This is a genomic window from Staphylococcus sp. SB1-57, from assembly GCF_017086425.1.
Taxonomy (GTDB): domain Bacteria; phylum Bacillota; class Bacilli; order Staphylococcales; family Staphylococcaceae; genus Staphylococcus; species Staphylococcus warneri_A.
Genome location: NZ_CP070964.1, coordinates 1,229,826 through 1,249,174 on the forward strand (window position 1 = coordinate 1,229,826; position 19,349 = coordinate 1,249,174).

General features: G+C 32.6%; 18 protein-coding genes and 1 pseudogene. All 19 read left to right on the top strand.

Annotation, left to right across the window (positions count from 1 at the left end):
- Positions 1-6: 6 nt before the first annotated feature.
- A complete protein-coding gene (gene argB, locus JX000_RS06130; protein WP_002451906.1) occupies positions 7-750 on the top strand; it encodes an acetylglutamate kinase in 744 nt (247 codons plus the stop codon).
- Positions 747-1,882, top strand: a pseudogene (locus tag JX000_RS06135) (acetylornithine transaminase). Before argB ends, JX000_RS06135 begins: the two are co-directional and overlap by 4 nt.
- Before the next feature lie 228 nt (positions 1,883-2,110).
- Positions 2,111-2,581, top strand: coding sequence for an acetyl-CoA carboxylase biotin carboxyl carrier protein (accB, locus tag JX000_RS06140; RefSeq protein WP_049425205.1), 471 nt, complete (start codon positions 2,111-2,113; stop codon positions 2,579-2,581).
- Positions 2,581-3,939, top strand: coding sequence for an acetyl-CoA carboxylase biotin carboxylase subunit (accC, locus tag JX000_RS06145; RefSeq protein WP_002451909.1), 1,359 nt, complete (start codon positions 2,581-2,583; stop codon positions 3,937-3,939). The genes accB and accC overlap by 1 nt, the downstream gene beginning before the upstream one ends.
- 12 nt (positions 3,940-3,951) lie before the next feature.
- The gene (locus JX000_RS06150; RefSeq protein WP_002451910.1) at positions 3,952-4,314 is read left to right on the top strand and encodes an Asp23/Gls24 family envelope stress response protein; all 363 of its coding nucleotides are present in this window, start codon (positions 3,952-3,954) and stop codon (positions 4,312-4,314) included.
- A 98-nt stretch (positions 4,315-4,412) separates the two neighbouring features.
- Positions 4,413-4,799, top strand: a complete 387-nt coding sequence (nusB, locus tag JX000_RS06155) for a transcription antitermination factor NusB (protein ID WP_002451911.1) — start codon at positions 4,413-4,415, stop codon at positions 4,797-4,799.
- Positions 4,800-4,817: 18 nt separating this feature from the next.
- Entirely contained in the window at positions 4,818-6,155 is a 1,338-nt protein-coding gene (gene xseA, locus JX000_RS06160; protein ID WP_049425204.1) for an exodeoxyribonuclease VII large subunit, read from the top strand.
- Positions 6,148-6,378: an exodeoxyribonuclease VII small subunit gene (locus JX000_RS06165; RefSeq protein WP_002451913.1), complete on the top strand. Its 231-nt coding sequence runs from the start codon at positions 6,148-6,150 to the stop codon at positions 6,376-6,378. Before xseA ends, JX000_RS06165 begins: the two co-directional genes overlap by 8 nt.
- The gene (locus tag JX000_RS06170; RefSeq protein WP_049425203.1) at positions 6,356-7,237 is read left to right on the top strand and encodes a polyprenyl synthetase family protein; all 882 of its coding nucleotides are present in this window, start codon (positions 6,356-6,358) and stop codon (positions 7,235-7,237) included. Before JX000_RS06165 ends, JX000_RS06170 begins: the two co-directional genes overlap by 23 nt.
- Before the next feature lie 301 nt (positions 7,238-7,538).
- A complete protein-coding gene (ahrC, locus tag JX000_RS06175; RefSeq protein WP_002451915.1) occupies positions 7,539-7,991 on the top strand; it encodes a transcriptional regulator AhrC/ArgR in 453 nt (150 codons plus the stop codon).
- A gap of 15 nt (positions 7,992-8,006) precedes the next feature.
- A complete protein-coding gene (gene recN / locus JX000_RS06180; RefSeq protein ID WP_002451916.1) occupies positions 8,007-9,683 on the top strand; it encodes a DNA repair protein RecN in 1,677 nt (558 codons plus the stop codon).
- 273 nt (positions 9,684-9,956) lie between these two features.
- Positions 9,957-11,384 (top strand): dihydrolipoyl dehydrogenase, encoded by a 1,428-nt coding sequence (gene lpdA / locus JX000_RS06185; RefSeq protein WP_124224718.1) that lies wholly within the window; start codon positions 9,957-9,959, stop codon positions 11,382-11,384.
- Between the two features lie 15 nt (positions 11,385-11,399).
- The gene (locus tag JX000_RS06190; RefSeq protein ID WP_075777830.1) at positions 11,400-12,401 is read left to right on the top strand and encodes a thiamine pyrophosphate-dependent dehydrogenase E1 component subunit alpha; all 1,002 of its coding nucleotides are present in this window, start codon (positions 11,400-11,402) and stop codon (positions 12,399-12,401) included.
- A complete protein-coding gene (locus JX000_RS06195; protein ID WP_002451919.1) occupies positions 12,394-13,377 on the top strand; it encodes an alpha-ketoacid dehydrogenase subunit beta in 984 nt (327 codons plus the stop codon). The genes JX000_RS06190 and JX000_RS06195 overlap by 8 nt, the downstream gene beginning before the upstream one ends.
- A 12-nt stretch (positions 13,378-13,389) precedes the next feature.
- Positions 13,390-14,685, top strand: a complete 1,296-nt coding sequence (locus JX000_RS06200) for a dihydrolipoamide acetyltransferase family protein (RefSeq protein WP_049425199.1) — start codon at positions 13,390-13,392, stop codon at positions 14,683-14,685.
- Between the two features lie 150 nt (positions 14,686-14,835).
- Positions 14,836-15,273, top strand: a complete 438-nt coding sequence (brxB, locus tag JX000_RS06205) for a bacilliredoxin BrxB (RefSeq protein ID WP_002451921.1) — start codon at positions 14,836-14,838, stop codon at positions 15,271-15,273.
- Between the two features lie 14 nt (positions 15,274-15,287).
- Positions 15,288-16,277, top strand: a complete 990-nt coding sequence (locus JX000_RS06210) for an aromatic acid exporter family protein (protein ID WP_002451922.1) — start codon at positions 15,288-15,290, stop codon at positions 16,275-16,277.
- Between the two features lie 333 nt (positions 16,278-16,610).
- Entirely contained in the window at positions 16,611-17,732 is a 1,122-nt protein-coding gene (locus JX000_RS06215; protein ID WP_002451923.1) for a M20/M25/M40 family metallo-hydrolase, read from the top strand.
- A 78-nt stretch (positions 17,733-17,810) separates the two neighbouring features.
- Positions 17,811-19,217 carry an NADP-dependent phosphogluconate dehydrogenase gene (gndA, locus tag JX000_RS06220; RefSeq protein ID WP_206140517.1) on the top strand — a complete coding sequence of 469 codons (1,407 nt, stop codon included), beginning with the start codon at positions 17,811-17,813 and terminating at the stop codon, positions 19,215-19,217.
- Positions 19,218-19,349 lie beyond the last annotated feature (132 nt).

The window sequence follows — 19,349 nt, forward strand, 5'->3', positions numbered from 1 at the left end:
AACAAAATGAATCAAATTATTGTAATTAAAATGGGCGGTATAGCCATAAAGCATTTAAGTAAAAACACTATAATGCAGATAAAGAATTGGATTAAACAAAATGATCAAATTATTATCGTTCATGGTGGCGGTAATGTTATTGAATCACTATTGATGAAAGCAAATCACCCTACAGTTAAAAAAGATGGATTGAGAGTAACTGCTAAGGAAGATTTACCAATTATTAAAGATGCCTTGTTTAATCATGTCGGTCAAAAATTAACAAGTGATTTAAAAGCAGCGAATTTAAATGTGAAGCAATTAAGAGAAGATCAATTATCAATCATTCAAGCGGATTATTTGAACTATCAACACTATGGCTCTGTAGGTAAAAATATACAAGTAAACGTAAATGCAATTCAAAATTATTTAATTCAAAATATGATTCCTGTTATAAGTTCTATCGGTACACATCAAGATGGTGAATTAATTAATATCAATGCCGACCATTTAGCAACAGCAATTGCTATCGCAATGAAAGCACGTAAATTAATATTAATGACTGATGTTAAAGGTGTGATAGAACATGGAACTTTGATAAAAAGATTAAATATTAACCACGTGCAATCTAAAATCGACAACCATATTATTACTGGTGGTATGATACCTAAAATTAATAGTGCCGTATCAACAGTTAAGTCCGGCGTTCAAGAAGTTATTATTGGAGATAATTTATTAACAGGAACAATCATAGAAGGGAACATCAAATGAGTTACTTATTTCAAAATTACAAAAGAGCAAATGTCGAATTCGTTAAAGCAGAATTAAATGAGTTATTGGATACAAACGGTAATAAATATCTCGATTTTTCTTCGGGCATCGGTGTAACAAATTTAGGTTTTCATCCATACGTTAAAGAACAATTAGAGAAACAGGTTGCTCAAATTTGGCATACTCCCAATTTATATTTAAATACGCTACAGAAAATGTGGCCCAATTATTAGTACGTCAATATGACTATTGTGTATATTTCTGTAATAGCGGTGCTGAAGCAAATGAGGCGGCTATTAAATTAGCACGTAAATATACAGGCAAACAATCAATTATATGTTTTGATCAATCATTTCATGGCAGAACATATGGTGCAATGTCTGCTACAGGTCAAGGAAAAATAAAAGCAGGCTTTGGAGATGTAGTTCCTCACTTTAGTTATGCAAAATTTAATGACATCAATAGTGTGAAATCACTAATTACTAAAGATACAGCAGCTATCATGCTTGAACTTATTCAAGGAGAATCTGGCATTCACGTCGCTAAATCATCCTTTATCAAACAATTAAGTCAACTGTGTCATGCACATGACATTTTATTAATCGTTGATGAAGTTCAAACTGGCATTGGACGAACAGGTAAATGTTTCGCTTTCGAACATTATGATATTGAGCCGGATATTGTCACTTCTGCAAAAGGTCTTGCTAATGGCGTTCCTGTAGGCGCTATGTTAGGTAAGAGACGTCTATCGCATGTCTTTGATTATGGTAGTCATGGGTCTACATTTGGCGGAAACAAACTTGCAATGACAGCTGCAAAAGCCACATTAGAAATTATCAATAAAGCTCATTTTTTAAATCATGTTTCAAAAAAATCAGAAGAATTATTCTTCAAATTAAATAATGCATTAGTAGACAATCCTCATATCATTGACATACGTGGTAAAGGATTAATGATCGGTATTGAAACTGATTTAGACTTATCGCAACTTGTAGTCAAAGCACGTGAACGTGGTTTAATTATTTTAACTGCCGGTCAAAATGTCATCCGATTATTGCCACCACTAACCATTAGTTCACAAGAAATTAATCGTGCTGTAAGGGTATTGAGAGACATATTTAACGAATCATAATTTAACTCTAACGTGATGATATGATGTACTATCATGTCATCACGTTTATTATTTTAAATTAGTTATTTAGACTATTACGCCATGACTTAGTTTATCTCCTGATACTATGATTTTAAGCCAACAAGTCCATTTCAAAATATAGGATATCTTATCATGCTTGAATTGAAAGGTTGTCTCAAGTAAAATAGACGGGTAGATGAAAACAAACTGAAGGAGTCAGTAATAATTATGAACTTTAAAGAAATAAAAGAATTAATAGAGATTCTTGATCAATCAAACTTAACAGAAATTAACATTGAAGATAATAAAGGTAGCGTTGTTAACTTAAAAAAAGAAAAAGAAACTGAAATTATTACACCACAAGTGGCACAACAACCGGCACCATCTATTGCTCAACCTCAAGTTGCTCAATCTACACCACAAGTCAGTGATAATGCGCAAGCACAAGAAGAAGTGGCAGACAATTATGAAACAATTAATGCACCAATGGTTGGTACATTTTACAAATCACCATCACCAGAAGAAGGTGCTTACGTACAAGTTGGAGATAAAGTCTCAAATGACACAACTGTTTGTATTTTAGAAGCAATGAAACTATTTAATGAAATCCAAGCAGAAATCTCAGGTGAAATTGTTGAAATATTAGTAGAAGACGGACAAATGGTAGAGTATGGCCAACCGTTATTTAAGGTGAAATAATGAAAAAAGTACTTATCGCAAATCGTGGTGAAATCGCAGTTAGAATCATAAGAGCTTGCCACGAGCTAGGTATTCAAACAGTTGCTATTTATTCAGAAGGAGACAAAGACGCCTTACATACTCAAATTGCTGATGAAGCATATTGCGTTGGTCCAACTCTGTCTAAAGATTCATATTTAAATATCCCTAATATCTTATCAATTGCTACATCAACAGGATGCGATGGTGTCCACCCAGGTTACGGTTTCTTAGCTGAAAATGGTGACTTTGCTGAATTATGTGAAGCATGCCAATTAAAATTTATCGGACCTAGCCATGAATCTATTCAAAAAATGGGTATTAAAGATGTCGCTAAAGCGGAAATGATCAAAGCCAATGTTCCTGTTGTTCCAGGTAGTGAAGGTTTAGTTCATAATATTGACGATGCGAAAAAGGTCGCTAAAAAAATTGGTTACCCTGTCATTATTAAAGCCACTGCTGGTGGTGGGGGTAAGGGTATACGTGTAGCTCGAGATGAGAAAGAACTTGAAACGGGGTACCGAATGACACAACAAGAAGCGGAAACTGCATTTGGTAATGGTGGATTATATTTAGAAAAATTCATTGAAAATTTCCGTCATATCGAAATTCAAATCATCGGTGACAGTTATGGCAATGTGATTCATTTAGGTGAACGTGACTGTACAATTCAAAGACGTATGCAAAAATTAGTAGAAGAAGCACCTTCACCAATTTTATCTGAAGAAACACGTCAAGAAATGGGTAATGCAGCAATTAGAGCTGCTAAAGCTGTAAACTATGAAAATGCTGGAACAATAGAATTTATTTATGATTTAAATGATGATCAGTTCTACTTCATGGAAATGAATACCCGCATTCAAGTTGAGCATCCTGTTACTGAAATGGTTACAGGTGTAGACTTAGTCAAATTACAATTAAAAGTCGCAATGGGTGAGGCATTACCATTTAAACAAAAAGATATCAAAATTAACGGACATGCGATTGAATTTAGAATTAACGCCGAGAATCCATACAAAGATTTCATGCCATCTCCTGGTAAAATCACTCAATATTTAGCACCAGGTGGATTCGGAGTCAGAATTGAATCTGCATGTTATACTAATTATACAATTCCACCATATTATGATTCGATGGTTGCTAAACTTATCGTGCATGAGTCGACAAGAGATGAAGCAATCATGACAGGTATCAGAGCGTTAAGTGAATATTTAGTTTTAGGAATAGATACTACGATTCCATTCCATTTAAAATTATTAACAAATGATATCTTCAGAAGTGGTGAATTTAATACTAAATTCTTAGAAAAATATAATATTATGGCTGATGACAACCAATAGGAGGTTAAAACAATGGTCAATGTTGCGGATTATTCTCACACAAATTTAGGCAAAATCGAAATTGCTCCAGAAGTTTTATCTGTTATTGCTAGTATTGCTACCTCAGAAGTAGATGGCATTACAGGACATTTTGCAGAATTAAAAAATACTAACTTAGAAAAAATTAGTCGTAAAAATTTAAATAGAGATTTAAAAATTGAAGCTCGAGAAGATGGTATTTATATCGATGTTTATTGTGCTTTAAAACACGGCATTAATATTTCTAAAACAGCGAATCAAATTCAATCTGCTATTTTCAATCAAATTTCTACAATGGCAGCAATTGAACCAAAGCAAATTAATGTTCACATTACCCAAATTGTAGTAGAAAAATAAATAATAAATTAAGTTAGGTACTAGTTTAGAGATATCATCATTAAAAACACATCTCAATAGTACCTAATCTTTTATAAAAACGTTTGAAGGAGTTATTTATGAGTCGTAAAGAATCAAGAGTCCAAGCTTTTCAAACTTTATTTCAATTAGAAATTAAAGACACTGATTTAACTATCAAAGAAGCAATTAACTTTATTAAAGATGACTATCCAGATTTAGACTTTGATTTCATTAATTGGTTAGTGACTGGTGTTAAAGATCACGAACCTGTATTAGATGAAAAAATCAAACCATATCTCAAAGATTGGTCACTCGAAAGATTATTAAAAACAGACCGTATCATCTTACGCATGGCAACTTTTGAAATATTGCACAGTGATACACCATCTAAAGTAGTCATAAACGAAGCCGTTGAGTTAGCTAAACAATTTAGCGATGATGATCATTATAAATTCATCAATGGCGTACTGAGTAACATAAACTAATAAAATTGAGTGATATATATGACTGATTACTTAACAGTTTCCACATTAACTAAATATATTAAATATAAATTTGATCAAGATCCACATTTACAGTCCGTTCTTATAAAAGGAGAATTATCTAACTTTAAAAAACATTCAAGTGGTCATTTATACTTTAATGTAAAAGATAAAGAAAGTGTAATTAGTGCAATGATGTTTAAAGGTAGTGCTTCTAAACTCAACTTCGAACCTAAAGAGGGGGATGAAGTACTATTAGAGGCACGTGTATCTGTATATGAGCGCAGAGGAAACTATCAAATATATGTAAATAAGATGCAACTCGATGGTATAGGTAATCTCTATCAAAAATTGGAAGAATTAAAGAAAAAGCTTTCAAAAGAAGGTTATTTTGATAATAGTAATAAAAAAACTATACCTCGTTTTCCAAAAAAAATTGCAGTCCTTACTGCTAGTACAGGTGCAGCAATCAGAGATATACATTCAACAATTAATAGTCGCTATCCCCTTGTTGAACAAATACAAATTAGTACATTGGTGCAAGGACAACAAGCCAAAGCTGACATTATAGAAAAGATTAAATATGCAGATCAATTAGATGTAGATACCATTATTGTTGGACGCGGTGGAGGATCAATTGAAGATTTATGGAATTTTAATGAAGAAGAAGTTGTTAAAGCCATTTTCGAATGTCAAACGCCAATTATATCAGCAGTTGGTCACGAAACCGATTTTACATTAAGTGATTTTGTGGCTGACGTAAGAGCAGCTACACCAACGCAAGCAGCAGTGATGGCAACGCCAGATCAGTATGAATTATTACAGCAAATTAAGCAATATCAATTCACATTAACTAGACATATCAAGCAATATGTGGAACAACATAAAAAGCATCTTGAACATCTATCTTCGTATTACAAATTTAAGCAACCATCTCTATTATATGATCAGCAAATTCAAAAAAGAGATGATCTTGAAAAGCAATTAAATCAAAAGTTGACTAGTAAGTTAGAACAGCAACAACATCAAATAAGTATTTTGAAACAAAGATTTAATCCAAAGCATCTCGAATCTTCTATTATTAGAAATCAACAACAGAATGGCCAACTTAAATCACGCCTAACTCAAAAGATAAATAACGATTTATCACAATACAAAAATGCACTAAAATCAAAAATTGAACAACTGAATCAATTAAGCCCAACCAATACAATGTTACGTGGATACGCAATTGTAAACAAAGAAGATAACGTTGTCACAAGTACAAAAGACATGTCGGAAAATGATGAAATTGTTTTAACTATGAAAGATGGTCAAATCGATGCCATTGTTAAGAAAGTAAGGTGTAATGATGAGTAAAGAAAAACAAAGCTTTGAAGAAATGATGCAAGAGCTTGAGAGCATTGTACAAAAATTAGATAATGAAACCGTATCATTAGAAGAATCTCTAGATTTATATCAACGAGGAATGAAATTATCTACAGCATGCGATTCAACATTAAAAGATGCCGAGAAAAAGGTAAATAAATTAATGCAAGAAGAAGCTGAGGAACAGGATAATGATGAAACTACAAATGAATGATTTAATTAATGAAATTAATGACGCTCTTAAGAAATCAATACCAGAGTCTACGCTAAATACAAATTTAGAAGAAAGTATGCTTTATTCTCTTAATGCAGGTGGAAAAAGAATTAGACCTGTATTATTGCTACTTACTTTAGATATGTTAAATGAAGATTATCGTCAAGGCATGCAAAGCGCCTTGGCCTTAGAAATGATTCATACATATTCACTTATACATGATGATCTTCCAGCCATGGATAACGATGATTATCGCAGAGGCAAGCTAACTAACCACAAAGTATATGGTGAATGGAAAGCCATTTTAGCTGGTGATGCGCTTTTAACTAAAGCCTTTGAACTCGTGTCTTACGATTCAGCTTTATGTGATGCTAAAAAGGTTAAAGTCTTACAAAGATTAGCATATGCTAGCGGACATCTGGGTATGGTTGGTGGACAAACACTAGATATGCAGAGTGAAGATAAAAAGATAGATATTTCAACGTTAGAATCTATTCATAGAACAAAAACAGGTGCATTACTTACTTTTGCAATTATGAGTGCAGTTGACATTGCCGACACTGATGAACATACATCTGCAATGTTAAATGAATTTAGTGACCATCTTGGATTAATGTTCCAAATCAAAGACGATTTATTAGATATATATGGCGACGAACAAAAGCTTGGTAAAAAAGTGGGTAGTGATTTAGAGAATGATAAAAGTACTTATGTCTCTATATTGAATAAAGACGGTGCGGAGAATAAATTAAATTATCATCGTAATGAAGCACTCAAATGTTTAGATAACATAGGTGATCAATATGAAACTACAAATTTAAGAGACATTGTAGATTTATTCTATCATCGTGATCATTAATTTTATTTATTTTACAATATTACTCATATGATAGAGGTTAACAGAAATTACATTCAATTTTTGTTAACCTCGTTTTATGTTCAAAATTAAATTCTAAGCTGTTATACAATAAATATTCATCAATATCATTAAAATGCATATAAAGTACGATTAATTTATTTGTAATATATTATTCATAGAAAACTATATTAGCAGTTATTCAACGTACTTTATATCCTTATTCAAAAGGGTGATGAGTAGTAGTAACTAAATGCATATGTTAAAATAACTGTATAAATATTCGTAACTAGAGGTGTTAATTTTGCCAAAAAAATCGGTAAGACATATAAAAATTAGAGAAATTATATCGAATGAACAAATTGAAACACAAGATGAATTAGTTAAACGTTTGAATGAATATGAATTAAATGTGACACAGGCGACTGTCTCTCGTGATATTAAAGAATTACAACTAATAAAAGTACCAGCCGCATCAGGCCAATATGTTTATAGTTTACCTAATGATCGTAAATATCATCCTCTTGAAAAACTCGGTAGATATTTGATGGATTCATTTGTAAATATTGAAGGTACAGGTAATCTACTAGTATTAAAAACATTACCAGGTAATGCACAATCCATAGGTGCAATATTAGACCAAATTGATTGGGAAGAAGTGTTAGGAACAATTTGTGGTGATGATACTTGCCTTATTATTTGTCGAAATGATGAAGCGAGTGAAGAAATCAAAACAAGAATTTTCAATTTATTATAAGGATGCGATGAATTTATGTTACAAACCTTATCAATAAAACAATTTGCAATCATCGATGAATTAGAAATTCAATTTTCAGATGGTTTAACTGTTTTAAGTGGTGAAACAGGTTCAGGTAAATCAATCATTATCGATGCTATTGGACAACTTATCGGTATGCGAGCGTCATCAGATTATGTTAGACATGGTGAGAAAAAAGCAATTATTGAAGGTATATTCGATATTGATAATAGCAAAGATGCAATACATGTGTTGCAAGATTTAAATATTGATATCGATGAAGACTTTTTATTAGTTAAAAGAGAAATTTTTAGTTCTGGCAAAAGTATCTGTCGAATTAATAATCAAACTATTACATTACAAGATTTAAGAAAAGTAATGCAGGAACTTTTAGATATCCACGGGCAACATGAAACACAATCATTACTTAAACAAAAATATCATTTACAATTACTCGATGATTACGCTGGTGAGCAATATAGTGATCTTTTATCACAATATCACGAGGTCTTTAATCAATATAAATCTAAACGCAAAGAACTCGAAGAATTAGAATCTGCTGACCAAGCATTGCTACAAAGACTAGATTTAATGAAGTTTCAATTAGAAGAATTGACAGAAGCATCTTTAAAAGAGGGAGAAGTCGACCAACTAGAATCAGATATTAAAAGAATTCAAAACTCAGAAAAACTAAGTTTAGCTTTAAATAATGCACATTTGACTTTAACAGATGAAAATGCAATTACTGATCGACTCTATGAACTAAGCAATTTCTTAAATGAAATTAATGATATTGTTCCTGATAAATATGTAACATTAAAAGAAGAAGTAGATCAGTTTTACTATACGTTAGAAGATGCCAAACACGAACTTTATGATGAAATGACTAATACTGAATTTGATGAACAAGTCCTTAATGAACTTGAATCACGTATGAACTTGCTTAATAACTTAAAACGTAAATATGGTAAGGATGTTTCCGAGTTGATTGCATATCAAGGCAAACTTGAAAATGAAATCAATAAAATTGAAAACTATGAACAAAGTACATCACAACTACGTGAAGAGATTAACGATTTATACCAACAAGTAATTAAAGTAGGTAAATCATTATCAGAAAAAAGACGGAAAGTTGCTAGAGAATTAAGAGACCATATTGTATCAGAAATACAAAATTTACAAATGAAAGATGCCAATTTAGAAATTTCATTTAAACCACTTGATGAACCGAATATTGAAGGTATTGAATTTGTAGAATTTTTAATTAGCCCAAATAAAGGTGAACCTCTAAAAAGCTTAAATAAAATAGCTTCAGGCGGGGAACTATCTAGAATCATGCTCGCATTAAAAAGTATATTTGTTCAATCTAGAGGACAAACAGCTATATTATTCGATGAAGTTGATTCAGGCGTTTCAGGTCAAGCAGCTCAAAAAATGGCTGAGAAAATGCGTGATATAGCTGAATATATTCAAGTAATATGTATCTCACATTTACCTCAAGTTGCTACAATGAGTGATCATCATTTACTTATTTCTAAACATACAACAGAAGACCGAACAACAACACAAGTTAAAGAACTTGAAAATGATGATCGAATTGATGAAGTAGCTCGTATGATTTCTGGCGCTAGTGTTACAGATTTAACGAGAGAGAATGCAAAAGAAATGATAGCTCAGAATCAAAGGAAATAATGTATTAATTTAAATTAAGTAAAACATCATTAATAATTAATACTTAAGTAATGATGTTTCGTTAGTCTGTAAATTTTCCAGTTGTATTGAATAGTCACTTTTTATACAAAAAAATGAAGTATTTAGAATTTCGAAAATGTTTTAACTGATGTAAAATATTATAGTATTGATTAATTTTGAAGATGAAAAGAAAGATAACCTTTAATTATCAGAGAATTTTTAATAAACATAGTTTTATTAATGTTCTCTATACATATAGTTAGGAGTAAGCATATGTCTGAAAAGCAATATGATTTAGTTGTATTAGGTGGAGGTACTGCAGGATATGTAGCGGCAATACGTGCTTCACAATTAGGCAAAACAGTTGCTATTGTCGAAAGATCGCTATTAGGAGGTACGTGTTTACATAAAGGATGTATTCCTACCAAATCATTATTAAAATCTGCAGAAGTAGTCCATACTATAAAGAATGCGAAACAATTTGGTATTGATGTTCCAGAGTATAATTTGAATTATGAGCGCATTTTAGAAAGAAAAGATGAAATCGTTAATCAAATGTATCAAGGTGTTCAGCATTTAATGAAACAGAATCACATTGATGTATTTAACGGTACTGGGCGCATACTAGGAGAATCTATATTTTCTCCACAAAGTGGTACGATATCGGTAGAATTTGAAGATGGAGAAAACGAAATGATTCCAAATCAATTCGTACTTATAGCTACTGGTTCTGTGCCACAATCTTTACCATTCTTAAAATTTGATCATAACGTCATTTTATCTAGTGATGATATTTTAAATATGGATATATTACCAGATAGTATCGCAATTATTGGCGGTGGTGTCATTGGTTTAGAATTCGCTTCATATTTAACGGATTTAGGTGTTGCTGTGACTGTTATTGAAGCTAATGAACGCATTCTACCAAATGAAAGTACTCAAATTGCCAAAACAATTAAACGAGAATTAGAAAATCGCGGAACAAAATTCTTCGAAAATGTTGTCTTAGATGATCAAAGTGTAAAGGTTAACAAAGATAATAATGGTGCAACGCTTCATATCAATGATCAACAAATCGTTGTAGATAAAATTTTGTTATCAGTCGGCCGTAAACCAAATACGTCTGATATAGGATTACAAAATACAAAAGTGAAAACGACTCAATCAGGTCATATTATCACTAATCAATACCAACAAACAGAAGATAAGCATATATATGCCGCAGGTGATTGTATTGGTAAATTGCAGTTAGCACATGTAGGTTCAAAAGAAGGTATCACAGCAGTTGAACATATGTTTGACGAATCACCAATACCTATCAATTATAATTTAATGCCCAAATGTATTTATACTTATCCTGAAATAGCTTCAATAGGTAAAAACTTAGAACAAGCTAAGCAGGACAATATCAATGCTAAAAATTATAAAGTTTCATTTAAAGCAATTGGTAAAGCAATGATAGAATCTACTGGCCCTCAAAATGGCTTTTGTGAAGTGATTGTTGATCAAGATCAAGATGAAATCATTGGAATCAATATGATTGGCCCACACGTAACTGAATTAATCAATGAAGTATCATTATTACAATTTATGAATGGCTCATCATTAGAATTAGGTTTAACTACTCATGCTCATCCATCTCTTTCTGAAGTATTGATGGAACTTGGCCTAAAAATTGAAAATCGAGCAATTCACGTTTAAATAGGAGGAAATAACATGATTGACTATAAGTCAGCAGGCCTTACAGAAGAAGACCTAAAAAATATGTATAAATGGATGGATCTTGGACGTAAATTAGACGAAAGACTTTGGTTGCTCAATAGAGCCGGTAAAATTCCTTTTGTTGTCAGTGGTCAAGGTCAAGAAGCAACTCAAATAGGTATGGCCTATGCTATGGAACAAGGTGATATTTCATCTCCATATTATAGAGATTTAGCTTTTGTAACATACATGGGTATGACGCCTCTCGATACTATGTTAGCTTCTTTTGGTAAAAGGGACGATATTAACTCAGGTGGTAAACAAATGCCATCTCATTATAGTCATAGAGAAAAGGGTATTTTATCCCAAAGTTCTCCAGTAGCAACTCAAATTCCACATTCAGTTGGTGCAGCATTAGCATTAAAAATGGATAAAAAGCCCAATATCGCTACTGCAACAGTTGGTGAAGGTAGTTCTAACCAAGGAGACTTTCATGAAGGTTTGAACTTTGCTGGCGTACATCAATTACCTTTTGTGTGTGTCATTATTAATAATAAATATGCGATTTCAGTACCAGATTCATTACAATATGCAGCTAAAAATTTATCAGATCGTGCCATTGGTTATGGCATGGAAGGTGTACAAGTTGATGGTAATGATCCAATCGCAATGTATAAAGCTATGAAAGAATCAAGAAAGAGAGCACTTAATGGAGAAGGTGCTACGTTAATTGAAGCAATCACAACTCGTATGACAGCACATTCATCAGACGATGATGATAAATATAGAACGCAAGAAGAACGTGACGGCTTAAAAGAAGCTGATTGTAATATCCGCTTTAAAAATCATTTGTTGGATTTAGGTATCATTGACGATGCTTGGTTAACTGAAATAGAACAAGAACATAAAGATATCATTAATCATGCTACAAAAGCTGCAGAAGAAGCACCATATCCTTCAGTCGAAGAAGCTTATGCCTATGTTTATGAAGAAGAAGGGAGTATCAATCATGACTAAGCTATCTTACTTAGATGCCATTCGCCAAGCACAAGACTTAGCAATGGAAAAAGACCAAAATACTTTTATTCTTGGTGAAGACGTTGGTAAAAAAGGTGGCGTATTTGGTGCTACTTTAGGTTTACAAAGTAAATATGGTAAAGAACGCGTCATTGATACACCGTTAGCTGAATCAAATATAGTCGGTACTGCAATAGGTGCAGCTATGTTAGGCAAACGTCCTATTGCCGAAATACAATTCGCAGATTTTATTTTACCAGCGACAAATCAGATTATTAGTGAAGCAGCCAAAATGCGTTATCGTTCTAATAACGATTGGCAATGTCCAATTACAATTAGAGCACCATTTGGTGGTGGCGTGCATGGTGGCTTATATCATTCACAAAGTATTGAAAGTATCTTTGCTTCAACACCGGGATTAACGATTGTTATTCCATCATCACCATATGACGCTAAAGGATTACTTTTATCTTCAATAGAATCTAACGATCCAGTGCTTTACTTTGAACATAAAAAAGCATATCGCTTCTTAAAAGAAGAAGTACCAGAAGATTACTACACAGTTCCATTAGGTAAAGCTGATGTGAAGCGTCAAGGCGATGACATAACAGTATTTTGTTATGGATTGATGGTTAATTATTGTCTACAAGTTGCTGATATTCTTGCAGAAGATGGTATCAACGTTGAAGTAGTTGACTTAAGAACTGTTTATCCGTTAGATAAAGATACTATTATCGAACGTGCTAAAAAGACAGGAAAAGTATTATTAGTTACTGAAGATAATTTAGAAGGTAGCATTATGTCAGAAGTATCCGCTATTATCGCTGAAAACTGCTTATTCGAATTAGATGCACCGATTATGCGCTTAGCTGGTGCTGATGTTCCTTCAATGCCATTCTCACCAGTTTTAGAAAATGAATTAATGATGAACCCTGAGAAAATACAGGCAAAAATGCGTGAACTCGCAGAATTTTAAGGAGGCTTTACATTGGATATTAAAATGCCAAAATTAGGCGAGAGTGTTCATGAAGGTACAATTGAGCAATGGCTAGTATCTGTAGGTGACCATGTCGATGAATATGATCCACTATGTGAAGTAATTACAGATAAAGTAACGGCTGAAGTACCATCTACCGTTTCAGGTACGATTACAGAATTAACTGTAAGTGAAGGCGAAACTGTAGAAATCGATACAGTTATTTGTAAAATTGATTCACCTGAAGAAAACTCTTCAGAAATAAATTCAAATGACGATAAACAAAATGCGTCAAACGCTCAAAAGCAGAATGTAAAAGAAGAGACATCAAAAAAAGATCATCATACTACTCAACTTCAAAATGAGACTCAACCTAAAAATAATGGTCGTTTTTCACCTGTAGTATTTAAATTAGCTTCTGAAAATCAAATTGATTTATCACAAGTTCCAGGAACTGGATTCGAAGGCAGGGTAACTAAAAAAGATATCTTAGCATTTATCAATGCAGCAGATTCACATCCAACACAGACTAACACGTCACAATCATCTGCTAATGCTCAACCACAAGTAACAACTGAGTCAAACGATGCACAACATCAATGGACCGGTGACCAAAGTACGATACCTGTTAATGGTGTGCGAAAAGCGATTGCAAATAACATGGTAACAAGCGCTACTGAAATACCACACGGTTGGATGATGATTGAAGCTGACGCTACTAATTTAGTTAAAACTAGAAACTATCATAAAAATAGCTTTAAAAATAATGAAGGCTATAACCTTACATTCTTTGCTTTCTTTGTTAAAACAGTCGCAGAAGCTTTAAAAGCTTACCCAATGTTAAATAGTAGTTGGAATGGCAGTGAAATTATCATTCATAAAGATATCAATATTTCCATTGCAGTTGCACATGAAAATAAATTGTATGTGCCAGTCATTAAGCATGCTGATGAAAAATCAATTAAAGGTATCGCTCGTGAGATTAATGAACTTGCTCAAAAAGCAAGAAACAATCAATTAACTCAAGAGGATATGCAAGGTGGCACATTTACTGTAAATAATACAGGTTCATTTGGTTCTGTATCTTCAATGGGTATCATTAACCATCCACAAGCAGCTATTTTACAAGTTGAATCAGTTGTTAAAAAACCTGTAGTTATCGATGATATGATAGCGATACGAAGTATGGTTAATCTCTGTATATCCATCGACCACCGTATCTTAGATGGGTTACAAACTGGCCAATTCATGAATCATATAAAACAACGCGTAGAACAATACACAGTAGAGAACACTAATATATATTAATTACACTTTTTATTCATAGACATAAATACTTTTATATTGATGAAAGTATTTATGTCTATTTTATTTTCAATAATCATGCATGTTGAAGTATCAACGTTTAATTAGTAAAATAAAGACAGTTAAATTAATAACGAAAGGTGATTCTAACTTATGGATTTAAATTTTGATTTATATATGAACGGTGTCGTAGACCAAGCAAGAAACGAAATTGAAGATGCTGGTTATGAACAACTAACGTCAGCTGAAGACGTTGATAAAGTATTAAAACAAGATGGTACAACACTTGTTATGGTTAACTCTGTTTGTGGTTGTGCAGGTGGCATTGCACGTCCAGCAGCTGCACATGCTCTACATTATGATAAATTACCAGATCGATTAGTAACTGTATTTGCAGGACAAGACAAAGAAGCAACGCAACAAGCTAGAGATTATTTTGAAGGTTATGCACCATCAAGTCCTTCATTCGCACTGATTAAAGATGGTAAGATTACTGAGATGATTGAACGTCATCAAATTGAAGGTCATGATGTAATGAATGTGATTAATCAATTACAAAACCTATTCGATCAATATTGTGAAGAAAGATAAGAGGTCATAGTCAGATGCTCAAGTTAAATCCTTATAAGATTGGATTTAGAACACTCAAGACAGCAGTAGGAATGACATTAGGTGTTATAATTTGTAAGCTTTTGGGCCTTGATAACTATGCTTCAAGTGCAATACTTGTTGTACTTTGTATCAAACATACTAAAATGCATTCACTAACGGCGATTGTCTCTCGCTTAGTATCATGTTTGTTAATCCTATTTTTAGGATCAGCAATATTTTCTATACTAGGACAACATGCCGTCGTGCTAGGATTAATTGTATTATTATTTATTCCATTAACAGTTGTATTAAATGCTCAAGAAGGTGTAATTACAAGTTGTGTAATATTACTCCACGTTTTTAATGCTAAAGCAATCAATGGACATCTGATTCTTAATGAAATGATGTTGTTAATTGTTGGACTCGGCATTGCCTTTATAATGAATTTGATTATGCCAAGTTTAGACAAAACTTTAAAACACTTTAAAAATGATATAGAACATCAAATTACTGACGTTTTTATAGCTTTTGAAAATGCATGTAAACAGGATAACCATAAACTCAATATCACTTTTGAGCCTCTTGCATTAAACCTTAGAAAAGCTAAATCACTAGCATTTAGAGATGTTAAGAATCACTTTGTAAGAAATGAAAATTCATATTATCATTATTTTGATATGCGCGAAGAGCAAGTAGATTTATTAAAAAGAATGAAATTTTTAATAGAAAATATACAAACTAAAGATCCAATATTAGATCGTATTTCACAATTACTTTCTGAAATAGGTAGTAATGTTAATAGTAATGATTATACTGCTTTACGATTACATTCACTGTATGAAATAAGATTATCTTTAGATGAATTACCGTTGCCTACTTCACACCAAGCTTTAAATTCGCGCGCAAATATTATTCAATTATTAAATGAATTAGAAGAGTATTTAAATATTAAATCTCAATTTGGATCTTTAAAATTGCATAGTGAAATTAAAAATTATGCTTAAAAAATTTAAGTAAAAAAAGCCAGAGACATCGATTAGAGATGCCTCTGGCTTTTTAAGTATATCAAAGATTAGTTCAACATTGGGACTAAACTTGTAAGTAGTAGGGCTAATACTACCGCTACTAACATCACTACTATAATTACACGTAATACTTTATTCGTCATATGATGTTCCTCCAATTACATAAAAACGTATTTAAGACGTCATTCATAATACAAAATCTAGGTATAGATTAACATTATATGATTTAATTCCGAATTGCAATCAATTTATTTTTGATATATTCAGAATTCAGTTAAACTGGAGTTATATGAATAAGGGGGAATGACGACGATGAATAAAGAACGTCTCTTAAATACATTTTTAGATTTAGTAAAAATAAATTCAGAAACAGGTAATGAAGAGAAAATTCAACCAATTTTAAAAGAAAAATTTGAATCACTGGGTTTAAAAGTTGAAGAAGACCAAGCAAGTCAAACAGATGGTCTGGGGGCAAACAATCTCATTTGTACGATGCCAAGTAATATTTCAAATAAAGATGTACCTAAATTATATTTTACAAGTCATATGGATACTGTAGTTCCAGGCCTTGATATCAAACCTCATGTGGCAGAAGATGGTTACATATATTCAGATGGTTCGACCATTTTGGGTTCTGATGATAAAGCAGGTCTAGCAGCTATTATTGAAGCAATTACTACTATTAATGAACAACACTTAACTCATGGACAAATTCAATTTGTGATTACTGTAGGGGAGGAATCAGGTCTATTAGGCGCTCAAGTTCTGGATACCTCTTTATTAGATGCTGACTTTGGATATGCTATTGATGCAAGTGTTGAGGTTGGTACGACTGTTGTCGGAGCACCAACTCAGATGAAGATTAATACTACAATTAATGGGAAAACTGCACATGCTAGTACACCAAATGAAGGTATTAGTGCAATCAATATAGCTGCTAAAGCAATTAGCAAAATGCATCTAGGTCAAATTGATGAATTAACTACTGCGAATATAGGGAAATTTCATGGTGGCTCAGCAACAAACATTGTAGCTGACGAAGTAGTTATTGAAGCAGAGGCACGCTCACATAATGATCAAAGTATTGAAAAACAAGTTCAACACATGAAAGAAACCTTTGAACAAACCGCTAAAGATTTAGGTGGTCAAGCGCGTGTAGATATAGAAAAAAGCTATCCTGGATTTAAGATTGAGGACGATGCATTAGTGACTAAAATAGCTAAAGAAAGTGCAGTTGCTCTAGGTCTTAAAGGAGATACAGTAATCTCTGGTGGTGGTTCAGATGGTAGTATCATTAATACGTATGGCATTCCTTCTGTTATTTTAGGCGTTGGTTATGAAAATATCCATACAACAAGTGAAAGAATTGCCGTCAAAGATCTTAATATGTTAACTAGTCAAGTCTTAAAAATTATTGAGCTCGTTGCAGAATAGCATGGCCAATTTAGTGAAGTACGTACACATTTTGTGATACAATATGAATGAAATATTCGAATAAGAGAGGTAAGTAATATGACACAACAAATAGGTGTAGTAGGTTTAGCCGTAATGGGTAAAAACCTTGCATGGAATATTGAATCACGTGGTTATAGTGTATCTGTTTATAATCGTTCTAGACAAAAAACGGATGAAATGGTGGAAGAATCAAAAGGTAAAAGTATCCACCCAACATATTCTTTAGAAGAATTTGTTAATTCATTAGAAAAACCCCGTAAAATTTTATTAATGGTTAAAGCTGGTCCTGCTACTGATGCAACAATAGATGGTTTATTACCTTTATTAGATGATGATGATATTTTAATTGATGGTGGTAATACAAACTATCAAGATACAATTCGTCGAAATAAAGCATTAGCTGAAAGTGGCGTTAATTTCATCGGTATGGGCGTTTCAGGTGGTGAAGTAGGTGCTTTAACTGGTCCTTCTTTAATGCCTGGTGGTCAAGAAGCTGCTTATAATAAAGTCAGTGATATCTTAGATGCCATTGCAGCAAAATCTCAAGATGGTGCATCTTGCGTAACTTACATTGGACCAAATGGTGCAGGCCATTATGTAAAAATGGTTCATAACGGTATTGAATACGCAGATATGCAATTAATTGCAGAAAGTTATGCAATGATGAAAGACTTATTAGGTATGAGTCATACTGAAATTTCTCAAACTTTCAAAGACTGGAATGCTGGAGAACTTGAAAGTTACTTAATAGAAATTACTGGCGATATTTTCACTAAACTAGATGAAAACAACGAACCATTAGTAGAAAAAATATTAGATACTGCTGGTCAAAAAGGTACAGGTAAATGGACTTCTATTAATGCTTTAGAATTAGGAATTCCATTAACAATTATCACTGAATCAGTATTTGCACGTTTCATTTCATCAATTAAAGCAGAACGTGTTAATGCCTCTAAATCATTAAATGGACCGCAAGCATCATTTGATGGTAATAAAGAAGAATTCTTAGAAAAAATCAGAAAAGCATTATATATGAGTAAGATTTGTTCATACGCTCAAGGCTTTGCTCAAATGAGAAAAGCAAGCGAAGACCACGAATGGAACTTAAAATTAGGTGAGCTTGCAATGATATGGCGTGAAGGTTGTATCATTCGTGCACAATTCTTACAAAAAATTAAAGATGCTTATGATAATAATCCTGAACTTGAAAACTTATTATTAGATCCATATTTCAAAAATATTGTTACAGATTACCAAGATGCGTTAAGAGATGTTGTAGCAACAGGCGTTAAAAACGGTGTACCAACACCAGGATTCTCTGCCAGTGTGAACTATTATGATAGTTATCGTTCTGAAGATTTACCAGCAAATCTTATTCAAGCTCAACGTGACTATTTCGGTGCACATACTTATGAACGTAAAGACCGTGAAGGTGTGTTCCATACACAATGGGTTGAAGAGTAATACTCATATTTGATTTAAAACGTCTTACACGAAAGTGTAAGGCGTTTTTTTAAGTTATTTTATTTTATTTTCACATCAAAAATTTTGACCCTTGCTCATTTTATCGATAAAATAATTGATAAAGAAACCGGT